Source organism: Acidovorax radicis (assembly GCF_020510705.1).
In the GTDB taxonomy this organism is placed as follows: Bacteria; Pseudomonadota; Gammaproteobacteria; order Burkholderiales; family Burkholderiaceae_C; genus Acidovorax; species Acidovorax radicis_A.
This window is the reverse complement of the sequence record NZ_CP075184.1, coordinates 961,442-983,434: the sequence shown is the minus strand read 5'-3', so window position 1 is coordinate 983,434 and position 21,993 is coordinate 961,442. Positions and strand designations below refer to the sequence as shown.

At 61.3% G+C, this 21,993-nt stretch carries 22 protein-coding genes and 1 pseudogene; 5 read left to right on the top strand and 18 right to left on the bottom strand.

Features of this window, described 5'->3' with window-relative positions; genetic code table 11:
• The first annotated feature begins 10 nt into the window (after window positions 1–10).
• Genes KI609_RS04400 through KI609_RS04390 form a run of 3 tightly spaced genes read left to right on the top strand, consistent with a single transcriptional unit; the run spans window position 11 to window position 2,009 of the window.
• Window positions 11–1,207 (top strand): ribonucleotide-diphosphate reductase subunit beta, encoded by a 1,197-nt coding sequence (locus KI609_RS04400; RefSeq protein WP_226447491.1) that lies wholly within the window; start codon window positions 11–13, stop codon window positions 1,205–1,207.
• Between the two features lie 22 nt (window positions 1,208–1,229).
• On the top strand, window positions 1,230–1,376 hold the full coding sequence (locus KI609_RS04395) for a hypothetical protein (protein ID WP_226447489.1): 147 nt from the start codon (window positions 1,230–1,232) through the stop codon (window positions 1,374–1,376).
• 15 nt (window positions 1,377–1,391) lie between these two features.
• The gene (locus KI609_RS04390; protein WP_226447487.1) at window positions 1,392–2,009 is read left to right on the top strand and encodes a histone; all 618 of its coding nucleotides are present in this window, start codon (window positions 1,392–1,394) and stop codon (window positions 2,007–2,009) included.
• Window positions 2,010–2,150: 141 nt separating this feature from the next.
• Here KI609_RS04390 and KI609_RS04385 read toward each other — a convergent pair whose 3' ends face one another.
• The 8 genes and pseudogenes from KI609_RS04385 to KI609_RS04350 all read right to left on the bottom strand — a co-directional run bounded on the left by KI609_RS04385 (window position 2,151) and on the right by KI609_RS04350 (window position 8,781).
• Window positions 2,151–3,047 (bottom strand): carbohydrate kinase family protein, encoded by an 897-nt coding sequence (locus KI609_RS04385; RefSeq protein WP_226447485.1) that lies wholly within the window; start codon window positions 3,045–3,047, stop codon window positions 2,151–2,153.
• A 29-nt stretch (window positions 3,048–3,076) separates the two neighbouring features.
• Complete coding sequence (locus KI609_RS04380) at window positions 3,077–4,273, bottom strand: DUF3426 domain-containing protein (RefSeq protein WP_226450180.1); 1,197 nt, start codon at window positions 4,271–4,273, stop codon at window positions 3,077–3,079.
• Between the two features lie 255 nt (window positions 4,274–4,528).
• A pseudogene (locus KI609_RS23000) lies at window positions 4,529–4,594 on the bottom strand (MJ0042-type zinc finger domain-containing protein); the annotation flags it as partial.
• 55 nt (window positions 4,595–4,649) lie between these two features.
• Window positions 4,650–5,555, bottom strand: coding sequence for a 50S ribosomal protein L11 methyltransferase (gene prmA, locus KI609_RS04370; protein WP_226447483.1), 906 nt, complete (start codon window positions 5,553–5,555; stop codon window positions 4,650–4,652).
• 99 nt (window positions 5,556–5,654) lie between these two features.
• The gene (gene accC, locus KI609_RS04365; RefSeq protein WP_226447481.1) at window positions 5,655–7,004 is read right to left on the bottom strand and encodes an acetyl-CoA carboxylase biotin carboxylase subunit; all 1,350 of its coding nucleotides are present in this window, start codon (window positions 7,002–7,004) and stop codon (window positions 5,655–5,657) included.
• A gap of 7 nt (window positions 7,005–7,011) precedes the next feature.
• Window positions 7,012–7,452: an acetyl-CoA carboxylase biotin carboxyl carrier protein gene (gene accB / locus KI609_RS04360; protein WP_226447479.1), complete on the bottom strand. Its 441-nt coding sequence runs from the start codon at window positions 7,450–7,452 to the stop codon at window positions 7,012–7,014.
• Between the two features lie 157 nt (window positions 7,453–7,609).
• On the bottom strand, window positions 7,610–8,185 hold the full coding sequence (locus KI609_RS04355; RefSeq protein ID WP_226447476.1) for a TlpA family protein disulfide reductase: 576 nt from the start codon (window positions 8,183–8,185) through the stop codon (window positions 7,610–7,612).
• Window positions 8,182–8,781: a hypothetical protein gene (locus KI609_RS04350; RefSeq protein WP_226447474.1), complete on the bottom strand. Its 600-nt coding sequence runs from the start codon at window positions 8,779–8,781 to the stop codon at window positions 8,182–8,184. Before KI609_RS04350 ends, KI609_RS04355 begins: the two co-directional genes overlap by 4 nt.
• Before the next feature lie 239 nt (window positions 8,782–9,020).
• On the opposite strand from KI609_RS04350, the gene mpl reads away from it, so the two are divergent.
• Entirely contained in the window at window positions 9,021–10,451 is a 1,431-nt protein-coding gene (gene mpl / locus KI609_RS04345) for a UDP-N-acetylmuramate:L-alanyl-gamma-D-glutamyl-meso-diaminopimelate ligase (protein ID WP_226447472.1), read from the top strand.
• A 47-nt stretch (window positions 10,452–10,498) separates the two neighbouring features.
• Here the strand turns inward: mpl and KI609_RS04340 are convergent, their stop codons facing one another.
• The 6 genes from KI609_RS04340 to KI609_RS04315 form a co-directional block, all read right to left on the bottom strand.
• Entirely contained in the window at window positions 10,499–10,810 is a 312-nt protein-coding gene (locus KI609_RS04340; RefSeq protein WP_226447470.1) for a hypothetical protein, read from the bottom strand.
• Window positions 10,811–10,934: 124 nt separating this feature from the next.
• Entirely contained in the window at window positions 10,935–12,056 is a 1,122-nt protein-coding gene (locus KI609_RS04335) for a 3-deoxy-7-phosphoheptulonate synthase (RefSeq protein WP_226447469.1), read from the bottom strand.
• Window positions 12,057–12,334: 278 nt separating this feature from the next.
• Complete coding sequence (locus KI609_RS04330; protein WP_226447468.1) at window positions 12,335–12,874, bottom strand: hypothetical protein; 540 nt, start codon at window positions 12,872–12,874, stop codon at window positions 12,335–12,337.
• Between the two features lie 126 nt (window positions 12,875–13,000).
• Complete coding sequence (gene tldD / locus KI609_RS04325) at window positions 13,001–14,485, bottom strand: metalloprotease TldD (protein ID WP_226447467.1); 1,485 nt, start codon at window positions 14,483–14,485, stop codon at window positions 13,001–13,003.
• A gap of 109 nt (window positions 14,486–14,594) precedes the next feature.
• A complete protein-coding gene (gene rodA, locus KI609_RS04320) occupies window positions 14,595–15,767 on the bottom strand; it encodes a rod shape-determining protein RodA (protein WP_226447465.1) in 1,173 nt (390 codons plus the stop codon).
• Between the two features lie 48 nt (window positions 15,768–15,815).
• Complete coding sequence (locus tag KI609_RS04315) at window positions 15,816–18,233, bottom strand: serine/threonine protein kinase (RefSeq protein WP_226447463.1); 2,418 nt, start codon at window positions 18,231–18,233, stop codon at window positions 15,816–15,818.
• 116 nt (window positions 18,234–18,349) lie between these two features.
• On the opposite strand from KI609_RS04315, the gene KI609_RS04310 reads away from it, so the two are divergent.
• Window positions 18,350–18,937: a YqiA/YcfP family alpha/beta fold hydrolase gene (locus KI609_RS04310; protein ID WP_226447461.1), complete on the top strand. Its 588-nt coding sequence runs from the start codon at window positions 18,350–18,352 to the stop codon at window positions 18,935–18,937.
• A 32-nt stretch (window positions 18,938–18,969) separates the two neighbouring features.
• Here the strand turns inward: KI609_RS04310 and KI609_RS04305 are convergent, their stop codons facing one another.
• The 4 genes from KI609_RS04305 to KI609_RS04290 form a co-directional block, all read right to left on the bottom strand.
• Window positions 18,970–20,562, bottom strand: a complete 1,593-nt coding sequence (locus KI609_RS04305; RefSeq protein WP_226447459.1) for a PglL family O-oligosaccharyltransferase — start codon at window positions 20,560–20,562, stop codon at window positions 18,970–18,972.
• A 1-nt stretch (window position 20,563) separates the two neighbouring features.
• On the bottom strand, window positions 20,564–20,827 hold the full coding sequence (locus tag KI609_RS04300; RefSeq protein WP_226447457.1) for a hypothetical protein: 264 nt from the start codon (window positions 20,825–20,827) through the stop codon (window positions 20,564–20,566).
• Between the two features lie 147 nt (window positions 20,828–20,974).
• Entirely contained in the window at window positions 20,975–21,385 is a 411-nt protein-coding gene (locus KI609_RS04295) for a c-type cytochrome (RefSeq protein ID WP_226447455.1), read from the bottom strand.
• Complete coding sequence (locus tag KI609_RS04290) at window positions 21,382–21,975, bottom strand: ferritin-like domain-containing protein (protein WP_226447453.1); 594 nt, start codon at window positions 21,973–21,975, stop codon at window positions 21,382–21,384. The genes KI609_RS04295 and KI609_RS04290 overlap by 4 nt, the downstream gene beginning before the upstream one ends.
• Window positions 21,976–21,993 lie beyond the last annotated feature (18 nt).

The window sequence follows — 21,993 nt, the reverse complement described above, 5'->3', positions numbered from 1 at the left end:
TGGAAAACCTATGCTGACCTGGGACGAAGAAGTCAAGCCCTCATCGCAAAATCAACGGGACGGTGGTCTGAACAACAGCCACCCGGCGGGACAACCGCCCCTGTCTTTCCTTGCCGATACAACGTCACCTGCCATCGCTACCCGCCCCGCTGTGGACAGCGCCCAAGCCCCTGCTTCGACAGCATCCCATCGTCGGGTCAATGCGGCAGACAAGCGCATCATCAATGGACAAACCGACGTCAACCAGTTGGTTCCATTCAAATACAAATGGGCTTGGGAAAAGTACCTCGCCACCTGCGCCAACCACTGGATGCCCCAAGAAGTGAACATGACGCGTGATATCGCGTTGTGGAAGGACCCCAACGGCCTCACCGAAGATGAACGCCGCATCATCAAGCGCAACCTGGGCTTTTTCGTCACCGCAGATTCGCTAGCGGCCAACAACATTGTTCTTGGCACCTATCGCCACATCACGGCCCCCGAGTGCCGCCAGTTTCTGCTGCGCCAGGCGTTCGAGGAAGCCATCCACACCCACGCTTACCAGTACATCGTTGAGTCGCTGGGGCTGGACGAGGGCGAGATCTTCAACGCCTACAACGAAGTGCAGTCGATACGCGACAAGGACGAGTTCCTGATCCCGTTCATCGAGGCCATCAGCGATCCAAACTTCCATACCGGCACGCATGAGAACGACCAGACCCTGCTCAAGTCGCTGATCGTCTTTGCCTGCCTGATGGAAGGCCTGTTCTTCTATGTCGGCTTCACGCAGATCCTGGCACTGGGCCGGCAGAACAAGATGACCGGTGCTGCCGAACAGTACCAGTACATCCTGCGCGACGAGTCCATGCACTGCAACTTCGGCATCGATCTGATCAACCAGCTCAAGCTCGAAAACCCACACCTCTGGACGGCCGAATTCAAGGAAGAGATCAAGGCCCTCTTCATGAAGGCCGTCGAGCTCGAATACAAGTACGCAGAAGACACCATGCCCCGTGGCGTGCTGGGCATGAACGCCTCCATGTTCAAGGGCTATCTGCGGTACATCGCCAATCGACGTGCGACCCAGATCGGGCTGGAAACACTGTTCCCGAACGAAGAAAACCCGTTCCCGTGGATGAGCGAAATGATCGACCTGAAGAAGGAACGCAATTTCTTTGAAACCCGGGTTATTGAATACCAATCCGGTGGTGCGCTGTCCTGGGACTAGCGCCTTTTCGCATCACACCACCATGGATTTCTACACCACGCCCCACATTGACTGCGCCACGAAGCGCTGCGGTGTGGCGCGTTTCCGTGTTCATGGGGTTGGAGTTTTTATCCATCCCCATGGATCGCTTGCTGTCCATAGCAGACAGGAAGTGCTCTTTGCAAATTGACCCAAGGAGAACATGATGGCAACTGCGAAAAAACCGACTGCAAAAAAGGCAGCCCCCGCGAAGAAAGCCGCTCCCGCCAAAAAGGCTGTAGCAGCGAAGAAGGCCGCTCCTGCCAAGAAGGCAGCTGCTCCGGCCAAGAAAGCCGCTCCCGCCAAAAAGGCTGTAGCAGCGAAGAAGGCCGCTCCTGCCAAGAAGGCAGCTGCTCCGGCCAAGAAAGCCGCTCCCACCAAAAAGGCAGTAGCAGTGAAGAAGGCCGCTCCTGCCAAGAAGGCAGCAACTCCGGCCAAGAAAGCCGCTCCCGCCAAAAAGGCTGTAGCAGTGAAGAAGGCCGCTCCTGCCAAGAAGGCAGCTGCTCCGGCCAAGAAAGCCGCTCCCGCCAAAAAGGCAGTAGCAGTGAAGAAGGCCGCTCCTGCCAAGAAGGCAGCAACTCCGGCCAAGAAAGCCGCTCCCGCCAAAAAGGCTGTAGCAGCGAAGAAGGCCGCACCTGCCAAGAAGGCAGCAGCAGCTCCGGCAAAGAAGGCTACTCCCGCCAAAAAAGCGCCCAAGGCGCCTGCCCCTGCGGCATCTCCTGCAGCACAAACCACGCTGAATCCTCAGGCGGCATGGCCTTTCCCCACGGGCAACAAGCCCTAAGCCCAGCCTCGCATGACAGGCTCAACCCGGTGCCATGCACCGGGTTTTTTTTGCTCACTGGGTGTTGTCGCATCAGGCATATTTACCCGCCAACCCATCCTTATGGGTGCGCCGATGGACTGATGAGCGGCCTTCTGCACCTCAATCTGGCGTGAAATCCAGCACGTAATTCTGAGGGCCTCGCTGCGCAATCTTGAGGGCTCCCATGCGGTTGCCAAGTTGTGCGCAACGGTCCAGTGACCAGCCCCTTTCCAACCCGAAAAGCAATGCTCCGCGCCAGGCATCGCCGCATCCTGTGGGGTCAACCACTTGCACAGGCACGCCTGCCGGAACGTGGGTTTTCTCGCCATCAGCCCAAACTTCACAGCCCTCAGCCCCCAGCGTCACAAAGAGGCCTTGGACCTTGCGAGAGATTTCGGCGAGAGTCCATCCCGTGCGATCGCACAGCATTTTCCCTTCGTAGTCATTCACGGCGACCCAAGACGCCTGCTCGATGAATTGCGCCAGCTCTTCGCCGTTGAACATAGGCAAGCCTTGCCCTGGATCGAATACAAAAGGAATCCCCGCTGCAACGAACTGTGCCGCGTGCTCAAGCATGGCATCGCGTCCGTCAGGGGCAATAATTCCCACCGCCACGGCCGAATCCGGGGCGATACGGTTGAAATGCGCCTGCATCATGGCCCCAGGGTGAAACGCGGTGATCTGGTTATTATCCCGGTCCGTCATGATCATGGCCTGGGCTGTATAGGTGTCCTGCACCTGGCTCACATAGTGTTCACTGATGCCCAGGGATTGCAAGCGCTGCAGGTAGTCACCCCCATCACTCCCCAGCATGGCCATGGGCAAAGGCTCCCCCCCCAGCAGCTTGAGGCTATAGGCAATATTGCCAGCACAACCGCCAAAATCACGGCGCAAGGAAGGCACCAGGAACGACACATTCAGGATGTGCAACTGGTCAGGCAGTATTTGCTCTGCAAATCGCCCCTCAAAAGTCATGATGGTGTCGAATGCAAGAGAACCACAGATGAGGGCAGCCATATAGAGTCAATCGGTTGAGGGAAGAGATTTCAGGGATAAAAAGCCAGCAAACGGTATCCCGCCACGCGCGCGCCACCGGTAGTAACGATCACAGAAATGGAGGTCGCCCACTCACCGTGCGCCGCAAGTTCTGGAGGGGCAGCCATGTCATTCGGCAGCATGACCCTGCGCAGCACAGGTTGGTCTTGGGCGTCGGTCAATGTCAACTCAACAGCAGGCATGGCCACGGGTGTGGTTGCCTGGCTTTTAACGACAAGGGTGAGTTGATAGCTGTCTCCTCGCGCCTTGTTAAAAGAAGAACTGTCAATGACCACGTCGGAAATCTGGCGTGGAGGCGCTATGTCGCAATGAAAGGCCTGACACAGCTTCATCAACCAAGGCCTCGTGCGAGCATCCATGACGGCGATGCGATCACGCTCCTGCACTGCCACTTGCACAGTCAATCCCAAGACCGACAGTAAAAGCAACAACACGAGCAACAACCGGACAACAGGCTTGCGCCAGAAGGCCTTGCGACGCGCTGTCACCACAAAACTGACTTCACCGGCGGGATCTGCAACGGCATTGTCATCGTCTTCCACATCCTGCTGGGCATCTGACAACTTTTGAGGTTTCGCGCGCAAAAATGCCGCTGGGGAATCATCCTCTACCAAGGCCAATGTCGCTGTTTCATTCTTCGGCGCCGGTAGGATCGGCTCTGGTGGAGGCAAGGAATGTGGCAACTCCCCGGATAGCGGAGGGGGGCCTGCAGCCACACCGTCATCACGCGCAGCCGTCGGAGCACAAGCCGACTCGGGAATATCCAGCGGTGGGTATCCGCGTTGTGCAAGCCAGGGATCAGCCTCCCGTTCGGACACCTCGGCATCTGGCTTCAAGACGGCAGGTGCATGCGCATCACCAAAGAGGCGTTCCTCCTGCGCAAGCCGTGCCAACTCGCTTTTGTCCACCGAGGCCCCTGACACCGACTCGGGGTGCGATGACTGCTCCACGGGCACCGCGGTTGTATTTGGAGCGGAAGCACCGTCTCCCTTTGCTTCGCCCGCAGGCGAAAACGCATTGATGGCACTGGTCGCCGTAGGCACCGGCGATCTGCGTGTATGCCAAACGAACGGCGCAACCAGATCATGTTCCGGCCCGGTCTCTCCAGCCGCAAGAAATGCCGGTAATGTCGGAGCAGGAATGTCGAGCACAGGTGCACTGGTGCCCTGCGACTGCGCAAGATCCATCCATGGCGCACTGTCTAGCGGGCTCCGCACCTCCAGAACAGGCCCGCTCGGTGTAGCCGTTGGTGCAGGGGCTTCCTGAGCGCGGCTGCCCCACGCCCGTACCACCTCAGCCTTGCGCACAACGGCCACGGGCGGCGGCCGCACATCTGTCAAAGAAACATCAGGTAAAAGTGCTGAGGGGGGCGCAGGCAACAGATGTGCCGAGGCATCAAAGACCTCTTTGCATTGACCGCACCGCACCCATCCTTCCGATATGCGCAACTGATCTGCCACGACTTTGAATGACGTGGCGCAAGACGGACAGCGAGTGATCTGGCTCATCAACAGTGAATTGTAGGGTTCGCCCCTCGCCTCGAAAAGCGGGGACCGCGCAAGCTCAGCGCTTGGCGGTCATCAGTATCCATCCATCTTCGGTATCGGCCACCTCCAGTGCAAGCCACGGGGCGTAGGCCTCCTTCAACTCGTCTGCCTGGCGCTCAAGAATGCCAGCCAGCACAAGATGACCACCCGGCGCCACATGACTACACAACAAAGGCGCGAGAACACGCAATGGCGTGGCAAGGATGTTTGCCAACACCGTCTGGTATTCGCCCCGCGCCTTGTCTGGCAGACCTGCCTGCAAATGCACTTCGTTGGCTTGCGCATTGTGTGTGGTGGACTCCACAGCTGCAGGGTCGATATCCACGGCATCGATCTCTAACGCGCCAAACTTGGCCGCTCCAATCGCCAAGATGCCCGACCCGCATCCGTAGTCCAGTACGCGCCCTAGCGGATTGCGTGCTTGCTCTGCCTGCATTGCACCATTGCGTGCAATCCAGCGCAGGCACATGCGCGTGGTGGGGTGCGTGCCCGTTCCAAAAGCCAGCCCTGGGTCCAGGCGAATGCTGCGCACAGCTTGCGCTGGCAACTCATGCCAGGTGGGAACGATCCAGAAATCGGGCGTGACGTCGACCGGCGTGAACTGCGACTGCGTGAGCCGCACCCAATCCTGCTCCGGCACCTGTGCAATACCGAGCACCTGACAACCTGCAAAAAAATCCTGCACCACCAGCAGCTCTTGCGCCTCACGGGCGGCGGCCTCTGCTGGGAACAGTGCAACCACCCTGCTGCGTTGCCATCCGTCCTTGGGCGGCGGCATGCCGGGCTCTCCGAACAGCGCCTGCTCAGCATCAGTCTGGGCATCGGCATCCTCCACCGAGACACTCAGTGCATCCAGAGCGTCCAGCGCATCACTGATCGCCTCGACACTATCTTCAGGACACATCAGACTCAGCTCAAACATAGACGCCTCTCAGAAAAAATGAAATGCTGGCACCCGTTGCCAGGAGCCAGCATAAGAACGTGTTCACGATCTAAGAACGACCCGCGCAATACAACGATATCAGCGCTTGTGCTGCGACAGCCACTCTTCCAGGTAATGGATGTTGGTGCCACCGGCCATGAACTTTGCATCCACCATCAACTCACGGTGCAACGGCACATTGGTGTTGATGCCTTCGATCACGGTTTCCGCCAGCGCAGTGCGCATGCGGGCCAGCGCCTGCTCACGCGTATCGCCATGAACAATGATCTTGCCGATCATCGAGTCATAGTTGGGAGGCACGAAATAGTTGGTGTACGCATGCGAATCCACGCGTACCCCTGGCCCCCCTGGTGGGTGCCAAGTGGTGATTCGCCCTGGCGATGGAGTGAACTTGTAGGGATCTTCCGCGTTCACACGGCATTCGATGGCATGTCCGCGGATTTCAATCTGCCGCTGCGTGAACGGGAGCTTTTCGCCAGCCGCCACCATGATCTGGGTGCGCACAATATCCACCCCCGTGATCAGCTCAGTGACCGGATGCTCGACCTGCACACGCGTGTTCATCTCGATGAAGTAGAACTCACCGTTTTCGTAGAGGAATTCAAACGTGCCCGCACCGCGGTAGCCGATTTTCTTGCAGGCCGCCACGCAGCGCTCGCCTATGCGTTCGATGAGCTTGCGCGGAATGCCGGGCGCAGGCGCCTCTTCGATCACTTTCTGGTGGCGCCGCTGCATGGAGCAATCGCGCTCACCCAGATAGACCGCATTGCGGTGCTTGTCGGCCAGAATCTGGATTTCGATATGGCGCGGGTTCTGCAGGAATTTTTCCATGTAGACCGCTGGATTGCCAAATGCAGCGCCGGCCTCGGCCTTGGTCATCTGCACAGCATTGACCAGTGCAGCCTCGGTGTGCACCACGCGCATGCCGCGCCCACCACCACCGCCGGCAGCCTTGATGATCACGGGATAGCCCACTGCCTTGGCGATGCGCCGGATCTGCACCGGATCGTCGGGTAGTTCGCCTTCCGAGCCGGGCACACAAGGCACACCGGCCTTGATCATGGCCTGCTTGGCCGAGACCTTGTCGCCCATGGTGCGGATGTTTTCGGGCGTCGGGCCAATGAACTGGAAACCGCTCTTTTCCACACGCTCGGCAAAATCGGCGTTCTCACTCAGAAAACCGTAGCCGGGGTGGATGGCTTCGGCATCAGTGACCTCGGCGGCCGAGATGATGGCCGGCATGTTCAGATAGGAAAGCGGTGAGGGCGCTGGCCCAATACACACGGCTTCTTCGGCGAGCTTGACGTATTTGGCGTCACGGTCAGCCTCGGAATACACCATCACGGCCTTCACGCCAAGTTCATAGCAGGCGCGCTGGATTCTCAGGGCGATTTCGCCGCGGTTGGCGACAAGTATCTTCTTGAACATGCGCACCTTATTCGATAACGAACAACGGTTGCCCGTATTCAACAGCCTGGCCGTTTTCACCAAGAATGCGCGTGACGGTGCCCGACTTGTCCGCTTCGATTTCGTTAAGAATCTTCATCGCCTCAATGATGCAGATCGTTTCGCCTTCCTTGACCTGGCTCCCCACTTCAGCAAAGGGCTTGGCGCCGGGGCTGGAAGAGCGGTAGAAGGTGCCGACCATGGGCGACTTGACGATGTGCCCCGCAGGCACGGCCGCTGGTGCGGGCAGCTCGGCCACAGGGGCCGCTGCAGCGGCTGGTGCCTGCATGGGCGCTGGCACATATTGCTGGGCAACAGCGCCGCCACTTTTGACGATGCGGACCTTACCCTCTGCCTCGGTGATTTCGAGTTCGGACACATTTGACTCGGATACAAGGTCAATCAGGGTTTTGAGTTTTCGCAGATCCATGGAAGCTCCAACGGCTATAAAACTAAATAGGGCGCGAATTTACTCCAATTTCGCCCTTCCCCGGTCTTTGCATGACATTTTTCGCAAACTGCGAAGCCGAAATGTCTGCTCCACAGCAGTCGAATTTACGTAAACCCCACGCATTGATCCGGGTGCTTCACTTCAAATTCACCCACGCCTGGAGGTCTTGCTCGGTAACTTGGCCCATTTTACGATGCAGCACCCGCCCGTCTGCTCCAAACACCACACTGAACGGAAGCCCGCCCGTCAGATTGCCGAGTGATCGGCCCAGATCCGTGCCACCCAAACCGGCCAGCCCGACCGGAAAATCCAGCGGAATCCGCGTCAAAAACTTGCGCACGGCAGATGGCTGATCAATGGCCAAACCCAGAACTTGCCAACCTTTGGCCGCGTGTTCGCGATAAAAGGCATTCAGCATGGGAAGCTCCTGCACACAGGGCGGACACCAGGTGGCCCAAAAGTTCAGTAATAAGGGTTTGCCAGCCATGGAGGCCAGCGAAACGCCCCCGCCCTCCGGCTTGTCGAATTCCATATTCCAAAGGACCTGCTCAGCGCCGGCTTCGACAGCGTGGGGCTGAAACCGCCACCAAGCCAAGCCCGCACCACCCAGCGCCGCCGCACCCGCCACCCCCGTATAAAGCAAGCGACGACGGGCGGGTGACGGCGCAGCGTCCGCAGCGCCGGATTCGGGCAAGGGAGAAAATTTCGTCATGGATCGGTTTTTTCTTCGAGAAGGCGGCGCACTGCCGTCAGATCGCCACGCGGCGTGCGCCCTTTGGTATCGGGCTTCAATGCACCCCGCAAATCATCCAGGTCATAGACAAGCAGGTGCACACCGATGATCTCATTGAGCTCAGGCGATTTGCTGCCAATGCTCAAGGCCTCCACCGGTTCGCCATGAAAGCCTGGCACCGTTCGCGGGTCATAGTCCACATGATGGTCTATCAATGCTATTTCTGCTGATTTGGGGTCATCACAAAACAATTGCAGATAAACGTCTGACAAACGTGTGGCCGTGCCGTGCCACACGGCGCCACCCAAGTGGGGGCGAAATGGCGCCATGCGCTCCATCCAGACGAGTGCCAACTGCCGCAGCGCACGCAATTCGCGCGGCTGAGTGTCTGCGCAAAAAATCTGGATGTATTCACGCACCGCTTCCTCGACCTGGTCGTTGTCTGGCAGCGGCGTGCGGGCAGGCAAGCCCATTTCGCGCAGGGCGCGGCGCTTGGCAGCCCCCCATTCCAGCCCCTCTTCCACCGCCAGCCGGGCTGTGGTGTGGGCGATTTCTTCGCTCAAAGATGTGTGCATGGCGGCTTGAAAGACAACGAAGAGAACCCCCATTGTGGCGCGAGCGGCCGCAGTGGCCTACGGCTTCACCCCCGGTACGGTGAGGCTTATGCCTCACTCCGGTGCTGCATGCGAGCGAGCCGATCACGGACACGGACACAGACCCAGTGCATGTCGCATACCGATTGGCTACCCGAATACACCAACGATCCAAGACCCCAGCCAAAGCAACACACCTGTGGTCCTTAGAATCTGCGCCCATGCATATACACATACTCGGCATCTGCGGCACCTTCATGGGAGGTCTCGCCGCGCTCGCGCGCGAGGCAGGGCATACGGTAACGGGCTGCGATGCGGGTGTCTACCCACCGATGAGCGACCAGCTCCGTGCGCTTGGCATTGACCTCGTTGAAGGTTTCGGCGCAGAGCAGATGGCCATCCAGCCTGACATGTTTGTCATTGGGAACGTGGTCAGCCGCGCAAGGCTGCCCGACGGCACACCCAAATTCCCGTTGATGGAAGCCATTCTGGATGCCGGTGCGCCCTACACCAGCGGCCCCCAGTGGCTGGCCGAGCATGTACTGCAGGGGCGCCATGTGCTGGCGGTGGCGGGAACACACGGCAAGACCACCACCACGTCCATGCTGGCATGGATTCTGGAGTGCGCGGGACAGCAGCCGGGCTTTTTGATCGGCGGCGTGCCGTTGAACTTTGGCCGGTCAGCGCGCCTGGGCGCCCCTCAACGCCCTGCGCCTGGCCAGGGACTACAGGGTGCGGCCCCTTTGTTTGTCATTGAGGCCGACGAATATGACACGGCCTTTTTCGACAAGCGCAGCAAGTTCGTGCATTACCGGCCCCGCACTGCGGTGCTCAACAACCTCGAATTCGACCATGCAGACATCTTTGAAGACCTGGCGGCCATAGAGCGGCAGTTCCACCACTTGGTTCGCACGGTGCCACCCTCAGGCCGTGTGGTTACCAACGGGCTCGAAGAGAGCCTTGCCCGCGTGCTGCACACCGGCTGCTGGAGCGAAACGACCAGCTTCGGGGCGGCCGTGAGCGATTTTCGCGCGCAAGGCGACCCGCAATCGTTTGACGTGATGCACCAGGACAAAAAAGTCGCGCAGGTGCAATGGGCACTGACCGGCGTTCACAACCAGCTCAACGCGCTAGCGGCCATTGCAGCCGCCCATCACGTTGGCGTGCCCCCAGAGAAAGCGGCCGACGCATTGGCCACATTCCAGAACGTCAAGCGCCGCATGGAGTTGCGGGGGACGGTGCACGGCATTGCGGTGTACGACGATTTTGCGCACCACCCGACGGCACTGCGCACCACGCTGGATGGCCTGCGCCGCAGCCTTGGCGGCAGCGAACGCATCCTGGCGGTGTTTGAACCGCGCAGCAACACCATGAAGTTGGGCGCCATGAAAAGCCAGCTGCCCTGGGCGCTGGAGCCTGCGAATTTTGCGTTTTGCCACACCGCTGGGTTGGACTGGGATGCGGCTCAGGCACTTGCGCCGCTGGGCGTGGGCCCCGGGCTGCGCGCTCAAGTCGCGCCGGATATCGACACCCTCATCGACCAGGTGAAGAAGGTGGCCCGTCCCGGCGATCATGTGGTGTGCATGAGCAATGGTGGCTTTGGCGGGATCCACGCCAAATTGCTGCAAGCACTACAAAAAAATAGCAGCTAGCGCTTATCAGATAAGCGTTAGCTGCCAATTTGGCATCTAAACCACCGTCAGAACGTGACCGCCATCGCGGGCACGTCGACCCTCACGATGGGCCGGGCCAGTGCGGCACTGGCAGCGCGGGCAAACGTCAGCGACCAGTCGGCGTCGCCCATTCGGGAGGCCCCTGCGGCGTGGGCCACCGTCAGCACTTTGTCTGCCAGCAGCACCTTGCCGCTGGCGCGCAAGGGCTCGCAGTCGAGCGAGATGAACTGATCATCCAACCACCGCCGCGCGGCCTCATGACCCATGGGCTCAGCGCCGCCAAGGTCAAAATGAAACTCCTGATTTTCGGCCAGTTTGACCGACACCTCGCTGTGCATGATGGATCGCCTTTCTAATGAGGTTCAAGCCCGGGAGTGCTCCGAAAAGGAGCACCCTGAAACCGGAGTTTAGGCCCTGCCGAGACTGCCTTGGTGGCAATCAAGGCCAGGCCAACCCTGTCACTCAGCGCGCGCGGCGCGCCTTCACCGCATCCGACAGCCCTGCCAGCGCTTGCAGCGAATCGTCCCAACCCAGGCATGCGTCGGTGATGCTTTTGCCGTATTCCAGTGCACTTGGCAGGTCCTTGCCGGGTGTGAACTTCTGCGCGCCCGCCGCCAAGTGGCTTTCCAGCATCAAGCCGAACACACTGCGCGAGCCCGCCGCGACTTGGGCGGCGATGTCACGGGCGACGTCGAGCTGCTTTTCGTGCTGCTTGCTGCTGTTGGCATGGCTGCAATCGACCATCAAGGTGGCGGGCAGCTTGGCGGCTTCGAGGTCTTTGCAAGCGGCTGCCACGCTGGCGGCATCGTAGTTGGGCGCCTTGCCACCGCGCAGAATGACGTGGCAATCGGGGTTGCCGTTGGTATTGACGATGGCGACCTGGCCATTCTTGTGCACCGACAGGAAGTGATGACCTCGGCTGGCCGACTGAATGGCATCGGTAGCAATCCGGATGTTGCCATCGGTGCCATTCTTGAAACCGATGGGTGCGGAAATGCCCGAGGCCAGTTCGCGGTGCACCTGGCTTTCGGTGGTTCGTGCACCAATAGCCCCCCAACTGATGAGGTCGCCGATGTATTGGGGCGAGATCACGTCCAGGAACTCACTGCCTGCAGGCATGCCCAGCCGGTTGATCTCGATCAGCAGCTGTCGCGCAATGCGCAGGCCTTCGTCGATGCGGTAGCTTTCATCGAGGTAGGGGTCGTTGATAAGGCCCTTCCAGCCCACGGTGGTGCGCGGCTTTTCAAAGTACACGCGCATCACGATTTCCAGGGTGTCGGCGTACTGGGTGCGAGCAGCCATGAGGCGCCGTGCATATTCGACAGCGGCAACCGGATCGTGGATGGAACACGGACCGATCACCACCAGCAGGCGATCATCCTTGCCCGCCATGATGTTATGGATGTTCTTGCGGGTCTGGGTGATCAGCGTTTCGACCGGCGTGCCGCCAATCGGGAAAAAGCGAATCAGATGCTCTGGGGGAGGCAACACGGTGATGTCCTTGATACGTTCGTCGTCGGTCTGGCTGGTTTTCTCGACGCTGCGGTACCAGGCATCGCTGGAGGGGTTGGTGGGAGCCGTCATGGTTGCATCCTCGTGGAGTAGAAGTAATGGATAAAAAACGGAGGGCAGAAAAACAAAAACCGCCGGGCTTTGCAGCGTCGGCGGTTGGTATGGGGAGGTTGTGTTTGCTTGCGCGTTGGCCTCTCATCCGCCTGGGACTGAGATAAAAAACCAAAAATAAAACGCGCTACGAACTGGCATGGCAAACAATGTAGCACAGGACTGTGGTGTGGCAGCAATTCCATGCTGTTGTGATTGCACGACAAAAACGGGTACATCCCTCATAGCTGCAGCCCGGTTTAACGTGTCAGCCGGTTCAGCCACGCGCGGACCCGCTGCACGGCTGACAACTTGTGCGCCGGTGCGGCATCAGGCAAATCAGTGGAAGGATCGCTTTGGTGCTCATACATGTCGATGAGCAAAAGTGCCTCGCCCAGCGTGCGCCAGGCCAACAGTTCGAAATGGTCAAAACTGGCACCTTCCTTGGCACTGCGTCGATCCAGCATCTGCTGCCAGTCGGTAGCGGCATTGCGCAACTCGCGCAGCGCGCGCTGATAGGCACCAAACTCATACAGCGCATGCCAGGCAGAGCCCAGCCCGGTCAAGAACAGTTGGTGCTCACGCGCGCAAAGCACGAGTGCAGCGACGCGGCGCGTGATGTCTGCCGTGTCGGTGCTGGTGCGGCGAGCGCGCACCGCTTCGTCGATGTGCGTGGACAAAAGCCCCAGGCTATCGCGTAGCTGGCGCGAGTCTTCATCGGCCACACCCTCGCGCAGAAATCGGCTGATGTCGCCAAATGACTGGAGGGTCAACAGATGACTGGGACGCGTGGCAGGCATGGTGTGGAAGACATTTTGCACCGCGCGCGCTCGTTTGACGCGCCCATGAAAACGACCATGGCGACAGATATGCGGGTGAACGGGCATCGCCCCCCGCTTTTCGCCATCACCATCACCTTCAGGCCATCAAGCGGTTCCGCCCACCGTCAAACCTTCGATGCGCAGTGTGGGCTGGCCCACACCGACCGGGACACTTTGGCCCTCCTTGCCGCAGGTACCCACGCCGCTATCGAGGCGCATGTCGCTGCCAATCATGGTGACCTTCTTGAGCGATTCAGGGCCGCTACCAATGATGGTTGCACCCTTGACAGGGTATTGGATCTTGCCGTTCTCGACCCAATAGGCTTCGCTGGCAGAGAACACGAACTTGCCCGAAGTGATGTCCACCTGCCCGCCCCCGAAATTGGTGGCATACAAGCCCTTCTTGATGCTCGCGACGATTTCTTGCGGGTCCTTGTCGCCGCCCAGCATGTAGGTGTTGGTCATGCGTGGCATGGGGATGTGCGCATAACTTTCGCGGCGGCCGTTGCCGGTGGGCGCCACACCCATCAGGCGCGCGTTGAGCGAATCCTGGATGTAGCCCTTCAAGATGCCGTCTTCGATCAGCACATTGCGCTGGCTGGCGTGGCCTTCGTCGTCCACGTTGAGAGAGCCACGGCGATCAGCGATAGTGCCATCGTCCAGCACCGTCACGCCCTTGGCGGCCACCCGCTGGCCAATGCGGCCACTGAACGCGCTGGAGCCCTTGCGGTTGAAATCACCCTCCAGGCCATGCCCGATGGCCTCGTGCAGCAAGATGCCGGGCCAGCCGGAGCCGAGCACTACGGTCATCTCGCCTGCCGGGGCGGGGCGCGACTCCAGGTTGACCAAAGCGGCATGGACGGCCTCATCCACATACCGATTCATCTGCTCGTCATCGAAGTAGGCTAGGCCAAAACGCCCGCCACCGCCCGCAGAGCCCATCTCGCGGCGGCCATTGTGTTCGGCAATGACGGTGATGGACAGCCGCACCAACGGCCTCACATCGGCCGCCAAAGTGCCGTCGGCGCGAGCCACCAGCACCACGTCGTATTCGCTGGCGAGGCCGGCCATCACCTGCGCCACACGCGGGTCTTTGGCGCGGGCACGTTGCTCCAACTTTTCAAGCAGCGCCACCTTGGCCGTGCTGTCCAGCGATGCAATCGGGTCTACGCCGGGGTAAAGGCTTCGCCCTAACGCTATCTTTTTTGGAGCTACCCGCACTTTGCCAGCCTGCGCCACAGACGAAATAGACCGCACAGTGCGGGCCGCATCCAGCAACGAGGCTTCGGAAATATCGTCCGAGTAGGCAAACGCTGTTTTCTCGCCACTGACCGCACGCACGCCCACGCCCTGATCAATGCTGAACGAGCCGGTCTTGACGATTCCCTCCTCCAGACTCCAGCCTTCGCTGCGCGTGTACTGGAAATAAAGGTCCGCATCATCCACCTGGTGGCTGCGGATCTCGGCCAAAGCCCGGGCCAGATGGCCTTCGTCCAGGCCAAAAGGCGTCAACAACAGGTCACGGGCAACGTCAATGCGCTGGCTGGTGGCCGCGCGCTGGGGCGCGGCAGTGGTGGAGCGAAAAGTCATGGGGCCATTTTAGGCGCGAGGCCATGCCCGGCGCCGGGGCCGCTATCAAGCCCCTTCCCGAGAGCTGCCAACGTGCCAAACGCCCCCCGTCCCCCCGCCTTCGGTGCCTCTAGAGCGCGGGCTTGGGGTCTTTGGTGTCTTGCTTCTGCGCGCGCGCCACCGACATCAGGATACCCAGCGCCAGCCCCAGGGTGACCATGGCGGTGCCACCGTAACTAATGAACGGCAGCGGTACCCCGACCACGGGCAAGATGCCGCTGACCATGCCCATGTTCACAAAGGCATAGGTAAAGAAAATCATCGACACGGCCCCGGCCATCAGGCGCCCAAATAGGTTGCCCGCCCCCGCGGCTATGGCCAGGCCGCGCCACACCAGCAGCAAAAAGCAGATGATCAAAAAGAGGTTGCCTGCAAGCCCGAACTCCTCCGAGAACGCGGCGAAGATGAAGTCGGTAGTGCGCTCGGGAATGAACTCCAAATGGGTCTGCGTGCCTGCCATGAAGCCTTTGCCCCAAAAACCGCCCGAGCCAATGGCGATCATGCCCTGGATGATGTGAAACCCTTTGCCCAGCGGGTCACGCGATGGATCCAGCAACGTGCAGATGCGTTGCTGCTGATAGTCGTGCAGCACCACCCAGCGCACGCCGTCCGCGCACAACTGGTCACCCAGCAACACCAGGGCAAAAATGCCGGCCCCGCCAATGAGCACAGGGGGCAGGATCAGCTTCCACGACAGACCTGCGAAAAAGATCACGGACAGGCCTGCGGCCAGCACCAGCAACGAGGTGCCGAGGTCTGGCTGTTTCATGACAAGCCCGACCGGAATCGCCAGCAACAAACCCGCAGCCGCAAAATCAAGCGGCCGCAACGCACCCTCCCGCTTTTGAAACCACCAGGCCAGCATCAACGGCATGGCAATTTTCAGGATTTCGCTGGGCTGGATAACGACCCCCATGTTGATCCAGCGTTGCGCGCCCTTTTTGGTGATGCCGAACAGCGCCACCGCCACCAGCAGCGTCACGCCAGCCACATACAGCGGCACAGCGCAGGCCATGATCTTTTGGGGCGGCACCTGGGCCACCATGAAGAGGATGCCCACTGCAATCAGCATGTTGCGCCCGTGGTCGGCAAAACGCGTGCCATGGTCATAACCGGACGAATACATCGCCAGCAATCCGGCGCAGGCCAACAAGATCACCAACGCCAGGAGCGGAAGGTCGAACCCCCGAAACAGGGGCATGAGGCGCTGCAACAGCGTGGGTTTTTCAAAAACGACGGCCATGCCGCAATTATCGGGCCGCCGTTGGTTTCGGGGACCGACCTGTGCACATCAATCCGCCTGCCGGAAGGCCATCACCGCTTGATTGCGCAGGGTACGCAGCAGGCCAAGCGCCTTGTCGTCCACCACGATACCTCCGGCGCTGGACTGGTCGGCATAAATCAACGCAAAAGGCTGCCCCTTGATCTGCAGGGGCAACAGCAGGAAGGACGGGGCATTGACCCCCGTGCGGTACCACTCAGGCAAACGTGCACGCATGCGGGGCTCAGTGGCGTCATTGATGAGCGTATCGGCACCACGAACACACACGGCAGCAAACAGATCGCCGGGCGTCTTGAGTGGCACCTTCATGGCACGCACGGCCACGTCGCTGTCTTCGCCCAGGCCAAAACGGCCCGTCAGCATGTCACTGCGGGCGTCGCGCAGGCAAAAGACCATGCGCCTAAACCCCAGTGCACGAAACATGGTTTCGAGAATCATGCGCAGCACGTCATTGAGCTGAAAACTCTCGACCATGGCGTTGGTGATGTCCTGCACACCCGCAGCCAGCACCTCATTGACCTGCGCCGCCAACACAGCGCCCCCGGCCTGCGGCGCCAGAACAACCGGCAACGGCTCGGGCGGTGGACCGCCTCGCAACTCGTGCGCTCGCAAGGCATCATCGGGCGTGCCATCGGAACCTGCTGCACCGCCGGCACCCGTCGGGGGCGGCAACTTCAACAGCCGCGCGGCTGGCGAGCCGGGCTCCACACGCAACTCCAACGCCTGGGCCAACGCCACCAATTTGTGGCGTGCGCGCAGGGTGGCCTGGGCAATGGCCTCGGCCGACAGCGCCAGGGGCCGCGCGTACTGTGCGCCGATCTGCGCGAGGTCGTTCTCCAGCGATGCGGCCTCATTGAACAACAGTGCGCTGGCCACTTCGTTGGCAGCCATGGCGACCCATCGCAGACGTTCCACCCCCGATTCGGGGGCCCGCTGCATGGGCGAACCCAGTGGCTTGCGCATGCAGCGCTGCAGACTCTCTGGCAGGCACCACACGCGCGCCACGCCTACGCCCAGGTCTTCAAAGCCCAGCCCCAACACCTGCAGGGACGCCAATGCCTCGGCGTCGTCCGAACGGCCCGTTGCCACCAGATCACGCACCTGCCGAGCCTCCTCGGGGAAATAAAACTCGCAGAGCATGCGCCCGAGGTTCTGGAACATGGCGCCGATGAAGGCCTCCTCGGCCGACGGGCTGCTGGCAAACAACTCGGCCGCCACCGACCCGGCCATCATGGCGCGCAAAAACTCCTCACGCATTTTGTCGGCGTGTGCCTTGTCCTGCATGTGATCCAGCAACACAAGGCTGAGCGCCATGTTCCGCACCGCGTTGAAACCCACCAGGCTCACCGCACGCGATACCGTGCTGATAGCGCCCCCACGGCTGGCCTGGGCGTAATGCACGCTGTTGACCAGACGCAGCAGCTTGTTGGTCAACGCCACATCCTTGAGGATTTCGTGCGTCAGGTCGCTGATGCTGTCGTCTTCGGAATTGGCCACCCGCTGGATTCGCGCCACCGAATCCGACAGTGCCGGAAAATCGCTTTTGTGTCGCATGCGGCGCAACAAGAAGTCCAGCGTCGCATTGTTCGCCGCCGTCGGTGCGCTGGCGGGCACCGCCCAACCGCGCAGCGCATCCCGAAAATCAGCCGCCGAGCCATACCGTTGGTCTGTGTCGCGCGCCGTGGCGCGCTGCAAGAGCGCGCGAAGCCCCTCATCCACGCCCGGCCCCAAGGCTTGCTGCAACCCCGCCACATCCGGCAAGGGCGGTGTCGCGTTTTTGGGGTCGGTGGACGACCGGCCGGTAAGCAGTTCGATCAGGACAAGGGCCGCCGAATACACATCCGCAGATGGCGTTGGCGAAGTGCCCCCCGATGCATCGGCCATATGGGAGGAATTTGGTGCGGATGCAGCCATGCCAAAGCCCATCACGCGGGCATGGCGCTGGGCGTCGATCACGATGTTTGAAAGCCTGAGGTCACCGTGCACCAGTCCCGCCTGGTGGGCCGCATGCAGGCCGTCAAGCACCTCCACCATGAAGGCCACCGCATCGGAAGGGGTACACCGCCCTTGCAGGGCCAGATGTTCGGCCAGCGTGCGGCCAGGCACATACTCTTGAACGACGTAAACCTGCACGCCCTGCATATCGGCCTCGAAGACTTGCACGATATGCGGATGCACAAGACCCACGGCCTGGCGAACCTCGTGCAGCCACTGCTGCTGCATCAAAGGAGTCTGCTCTGGCATGGGACGCATGATCGTCAGCATCACCTCGCGCTGCAGGCGCGGGTCGAAAGCCAGCCAGACGGTACCTTTGGCACCCTCGCCCAGCTGTTTCTTGAGCTCAAACCTTCCCACCAAGGTGGACGGCTTTTCGCTGCCGCCGAACGCCCATCGTCTGGCTGAGGAAAGCGGGGCAAAATCGGTCATGGTGCGGGTGGCAAAACATGGCGTCACACGGTGTGGCACCCTTTATGCCACCCATCTTAAGACCTGCGCAACCGCACAGGCACGAGTGATTCCCCTGCCCTCAATTTGTCTTTGCCATGACCACCACGCACCTTTTGTATCTGCACGGCTTTCGCTCTTCTCCTGCGTCAGCAAAGGCGCGCCAGATGGCAGCTCACGTGGCCAAAAATCACCCTGAGCTCACCTTTTGGTGCCCACAACTACCGCCCTCGCCACGTGCCGCCATGCACGAGGTGGCGCGGGGCATTGCCCATTGGCCGCACGGCACCATGGCAGTCATCGGATCGTCACTGGGCGGTTTCTATGCCAGCTGGGTCGCCCGGCACGCGGCGTGCCCCAGCGTGATGATCAACCCCGCCGTAGACCCGGCCCGCGACCTCGCGCGCTACATCGGCGAGCAAACCACGTGGCAAAACCCTGCCGAGCGGTTTTATTTCTTGCCGGAATATATCGATGAGCTGGCGGCGCTCGACACAAGGGGTACCCCGCCGGCAGCTGCCGAACTGGTCATCATTGCCAAAGGCGACGAAGTGCTTGACTGGCGCGAAATGGCCGGGCGCTACCCCCAGGCCCACCAGATTCTCCAGGAGGGCGGGGACCACGCACTGGGCAATTTTGCGGACTACATCCCCCGCATCGCAGAGTTTTTGCAGCTTATTGCGTAGTTGGCGTGGCGCTGCCCCGTGCGCCACTCCCGTCAACGTGATGAACGCGGCGCAAGGCGCCGGCCCGTCTCTTGCCAGCGTGCGTAGTCTTGCGGGTACGCAGCCCGGTAGCGCTCCATATGAAACGCCGCATCATCGTCCAGGCCCAGCATCACTGCGCTCTCGATCAGAGGCTCAATCACGCGCGGCTCGGGCGAAAAATGCAGTAACTTGTTGGCCACCGCAAAAACTTGGCTCGCGTTGTCCTGCGTGAGCCCGACGGTGGTGAGCAATGCAAAATCGACCTGGTCCGTAAAAAATGGGGTGGCGCCCACCTTGCGCACCGTATCGTCGCGCAAGGCGGGCGCACGTTGGTCCAGCGGCAGATAAAGCTGGCTTACGCGGTAAAAATCCCAGGCGACATAGCCCCCAAAAGCCTCGCCCCCCAACACCAGGCAAACCACGCCCAACCGAAACACCGGCGCATGCACCCACGGCGGCAATGGCCATGGGCACAGCAAAAACACGGCAAGCAGAGCGACCAACTGAAAAGGTCCGTACCACAGCGGAAACTCCAGCAGGCTGTGCAAACCGATAACAGCCAGGATGCCCCAAGCCAGCTGGCGCGGCGGCTGGCGTTCTGCCCAGGGGCGACTGCACAACACCCAGGCGACCACTGCACCACAGGCCACCACCGCCAATGGCAAACCCAGTTCGACCGCCAATTGCAAAGGCAGGTTGTGGGCGTTGTCCAGCAGCACACAAAACCGCGCGCCGGGAAACTGGGTCACATAGTGGGCGTAGTCCAGTTCGCCCCAACCCCACCCCCACCACGGCCTCTGCATGATCAGATGCACCACGTTCGACCACAGCACGGTGCGGCTGGTGCAGCCCGGCTTTTCGACCAACAGCCGGGTAAAAAGCCCCTCGGTGGCCGTGCCGCTCGTGGCCTCCAGAACCACCGGCAAACCCCAGGCGGCCAGCCCATACAAGAACAGCGCCGCCAGCACAAAACCCCAGGGCCGGCGCGCGCCGGCCACCGGCCACAGGGCCAGCAACCCCACCACCAGCACCCACTGCAGTGCACCGGTACGTGACGCAGTGGCCGCACTGGCGGTAGCCAGCAGCGCCAGCACAAGGAACATGACGCCGTTCACAATCCATCGTGCAGCGCGCTGCCACCTGATCGCACAGCGCGCCACCAGCGCTGGCGAGCGGTGCTCAAACAGCCAAAATGCCGCAAGCACCCCCATGCTGATCAGTGAGGCCTGCTGATTGCGCTGGCGCAGATTGCCAATGGCCTGGCCCAGCACCGAAGGCTGGACCCCAGCAATCCCCGGGTCGCCCAGAAAATACTGGAGCAAACCGATCACACCCGCCACCAACGAGGCGCACAACAGCCCCACCGCCAAATGGGGGGCTGAGACCAGTGCCCAGGCAGAGGGCCCGGCGACGGCACTGCTCGTCGATGGCCCCCCGGGGAGCCGCTGGCCACGCACCACGGCCAACAACACCAAAACGGCGCCGCAGCCCCACGAAAACAACACCGGCCAGAAATTATTGCTGGGGGCCCGGGTAAAGCAAAACAGAAACGGCAACGCCACAGCCAGCCAAGTCAAAGGTGCGGCAACGGCGGCAAAAGGCATGTCAGGGGGCAAGGACCAGCGTGAAAGAAGCTCGGATCATAGGGGGAGCGAGGGCCTCCGTCTTGATCGCAGAGACATCCCTGAAAGGGGCAAGCCAGAGGGAGATGACTCCCACTTCGCGGGCCTTCGGCACGCCAGACCCGCCACAGGCATCGCAGACAACGCTGCGCCAGAGAATACCCAGGGTTTTAAAAAAGAACACCCGCGCGACCACAACGGAGCGGAAAAGCGCCCAAAACGTTGCCTTCGCGCTTCCGAACGTCATGAAAATTGCGTTGCTTTCCGATCTGCATCTGGCCGCACACCCGCAGACACTGTCCGCGCAAGACGCCGACGCCGAGGCGGCCATACTGGCGGGAGATCCTGGGGCCAGATGCGATGTGCCGGATCGGCCCCTGCGCTCGCGACAGCGCTATGGAACAGGCTTGCACGCCGCGCCGGGACGCGAGGCCTCCTTCAGCCAGGCGATCAGGTCCGACCGCTCGGCGGCGTCCTTCACCCCGGCATAGCCCATGGTGGTTCCAGGCAACGCCTTCATGGGATCTTTCAAGAAAACGTTGAGCGACTTCTCATCCCACACCCACGGGCTCTCTCGCATGGCCTTGGAATAGGCGTTGTAGCCGGGCGCGGTGCCAGCATGGCGCCCAAACAGCCCGCAGTGCTGCGGACCGGTGCGATTGCCCTCGATCGCATGGCAGGCGGCGCAGCGCGCGTACACCTGCTCACCGCGCGCCAGCGCTGCGGCGTCCGGCGCCGCGCTGGCACCGGTGGCGAGCAGGCCGCCCGCCAGCCCCAGCGCCATGACAAGCCGGCGCGGCGTCATGACATGAAGGCCGAAGGCACGGGAGCCTCACCCAGGGCCTGGCGCAGCACGGCCCAGTGCATGGCCTCGTCGCCCAGGATGCTCGCGGCGACCTGCGCCAGCGCGCGGTCCGCAAACAGGGGCACGGCGCCCAGGTAGGCCGAGATCGCGCCGCGCTCCAGACCGGCTGCGAGGCGCAGCACGTCGGCCTCCACCTTGAGCTTTTCCACGGGGAAGTGGTATTCCTCCTTGGCCACCACGGGCTTGCCGCCGAGCTTTTGCACCGTGCTGGCAATGGCCGCCGCATGCTCTTTGTGGTGCCCCTGGAACGCGACGGCTACCGGCAACACCGCCTTGCTGAGCAGGCCGCTTTCCGCGCCCACCTGGTAGGCCGCCACCGCCTCCAGCTCCGCGCCAAGGGCGGTATTGAGGATGCGCACATCGGCCTCCAGCTCCTGGGCGCTCACCTTGGCACCGGCCGCCAGCGCGTCGCGCCCGCCCAGCAAGGCCACGGCGCTGGCCGACAGCACGGCGGCGCCGGATGCCGACATGGCGCGGCGGCGCGAGAGAAACAAGGCCTGCGAGGGGACATAAATAGAAGGGTTCTTCATGGTTTTCTCCGTGGGTTG